This is a genomic window from Variovorax sp. P4_D9 (assembly GCF_056401695.1).
This window is the reverse complement of sequence record NZ_JBFUIU010001080.1, coordinates 1-2503: the sequence shown is the minus strand read 5'-3', so window position 1 is coordinate 2503 and position 2503 is coordinate 1. Positions and strand designations below refer to the sequence as shown.

General features: G+C 63.9%; 1 protein-coding gene. It reads right to left on the bottom strand.

Features of this window, described 5'->3' with window-relative positions; genetic code table 11:
- Positions 1 to 1223 precede the first annotated feature (1223 nt).
- Positions 1224 to 2503 (bottom strand): NAD(P)H-dependent flavin oxidoreductase (locus AC1DY5_RS51155; protein ID WP_478121934.1); only part of this gene is annotated, 1280 nt, incomplete at its 5' end.

The window sequence follows — 2503 nt, the reverse complement described above, 5'->3', positions numbered from 1 at the left end:
CGGCTGGCCTCTCCGCCGAGCGCGCTTTCGGCGCGGAAGTAGCCCTTCACGGTCAGCGCGGTCTTGCCGCCGACGTGTAGTCCGGGGACCAGCCGTTGAATCCGGCAGAGGGACTGCGTGAAGACGCACTCGCCGAATTCGAATGTCGTGTCGAACAAATCAGCAATCACAATTATGTAAACCGCCGCCGGGTACGCTGGCGCTGCCGCGCGAGGAGGGCGTTCAGCATTCCCCTCGCGGCAGAATATTTGTCGGTGCGCCGGGAGACCGGCAAGGAGTAGGTGGTGCAAGTCCGCCACGATGAAGGAATAGCGATCCACATTGGCCCCGAGCCGTGCGCAGGCATCCGCGAGGGTGTCGGCGAAGCGTCGGCACCCAGGACATGAATACATCCAGGCTCAGGAACGACGCAAACGGCCTGCCGTCGAGGGAACCAGAGATGCAAGTCGGAAGCCAGTGGACGCTGACCCCACCGTTTGAATCGCTCTCGTCACTCTGTGCACCGAAAACGGGTCGACCCCTTGAAGCGCAGGTACCAGCGAACGCACAGAATGATGATCTCTCGCTCGAAGGTGCCAGCCCTTGAACAGTTCGTCCATGCTCTGAAGCTTCTTCGCCATCGACACGCCCGCACTTCACAAACGCAGTAGCCTCCCGCACGCCCTGTTTGCACCAAAACCATTGCCTTTTTGTTGAACGACCTCGTAACGCCGACGATCGACGATGGGGCAACTGGCTCAGGTTCCGCCCCCCCCCCCCCCCGGAAGCCCCGAGGCGCGGGTCGACCGAGCAGCCTTCCTGAGCAAAGCAGCGTCCAGACCTCAAGAAGGGAGTTCAGCATCTCAGGAAAATCAGCAAGCGGAACGCCGCGATCAGCCATCGCCTCAGGGGCCTGGAGAACGGCGATTGTGTATCGCTCGAGCATCGCCCGGGCCAAGGCTTCTGGCATCACGTACTCGCTGCCCATGCGAATTCGCTCTTCATGCGCGCGGCGCGAGGTGTCGAGCGCAGCCGCATCGCGCGTCCACAAATCGATTCATGTCGACCCCCCGTGTCCAAGCCTGCAACCTGGCGAACCAACTCTCGAAACTCCCGCCATGCTTTCCTTCTCGTTTGAAATCCGGCTTCGGGAGGAGCGTCGTTGAGCGCGCGCCCCTCACTCGGGCAGCGTATTGCGCCGTCGTAGTGGACATGTGCCGGCGCGAATACCGACATTCAACGATTCAGGTCACGGTCAAGGTAAAACTCTGCGCCGCACGCCTGATCAGCGCCTCGGCGTCTCCGCTGATGCGCTCGACCACTTCGCGGGCCGAGGGGATGTCGCGCACGAGGCCGGCCGCCTCGCCGGCGATCACGGCGGCCACGTCGAAGTTGCCGGCCTCGCGGGCCGCGATGTACTTCGCATGCTCTTCATCGGCCTGGGGCAATAGCTGGAGCTCGCGACCAGTCCAGCGCTCGAGGAAGCCATTGCGAAGGCAGCGGCCCGTGAACGGCGACGGCCATACTCTCTTGCGCGCGATGTCGAATACGATGCCGCGCGCCGTGTCATCGCCACTCGCACGCTGTACCCGCGCCTTCGCCTCGCCTGGGACGGCTGCTTCCTTCGTGGCGTAGAAACGTGTTCCCATCAGAACGCCCGAGGCGCCGAGCATGAGGGCTGCGGCGAGCCCGCGACCGTCGGCAATACCGCCTGCCRCGACCACCGGCACGTCCGGCCCAATGGCATCGACGACCTCGGGCACCAATGTCAGTGTCGATCGAGAAACACCGTGCCCGCCCGCTTCGGCACCTTGCGCGACCACCACGTCTGCGCCCATGGCAACTGCATGCTTCGCCATCTCGAGCGTTTGCACTTGGCAGATCATGGCCACACCCGATCGTTTGATGGGCTCGGCAAAAGGCGCGACATCGCCAAAGGACAGCATGATGGCGGCAGGTTCGCTTTCCAGGGCTAGATGGAGCAGATGCGGCTGCCTCGCCAGGCTCCAGGTGATGAAGCCAACGCCAAAACGTACGCGAGTTTCCTTCAACCGGGCGAGCTCACGATTCAGCCATTCGGCATCGCCATATCCGCCGCCCAGGAGTCCGAGGCCGCCTGCCGCGCTCACGGCGGAGGTCAGCGTGGCGTCGGCGACGACATCCATCGGCGCCAGGAGAACAGGATTGCGGATGCCGAGGCGCCTCGTCAGAGTCGTGTTGATCGACATGGAAGCCTCCTCCTGCCCGGGCACGCATTGTGAGTCCGGGAGTTCGGTTTGGCAAACTGGACCAGGGGGTCGACGTGCTCGCCGTGGCTCCAGAAACAGGTCCGGGAACTGAACGTTGCCGATCAGCTTGTAGATAGTCTCGCGGGTGCGCACCGGCTCGGTCTGGTCGGCCAGGGCGGTGATCGCGGGCAAGTGCAGCATGGCGTCGGCACCGATCTCGATCTTGCCTCGGCGCTGCGCCTCGGCGACGGCACCAATGCCCGCGACCAGGTTGGCCAGCAACGGCTCCAGGAACG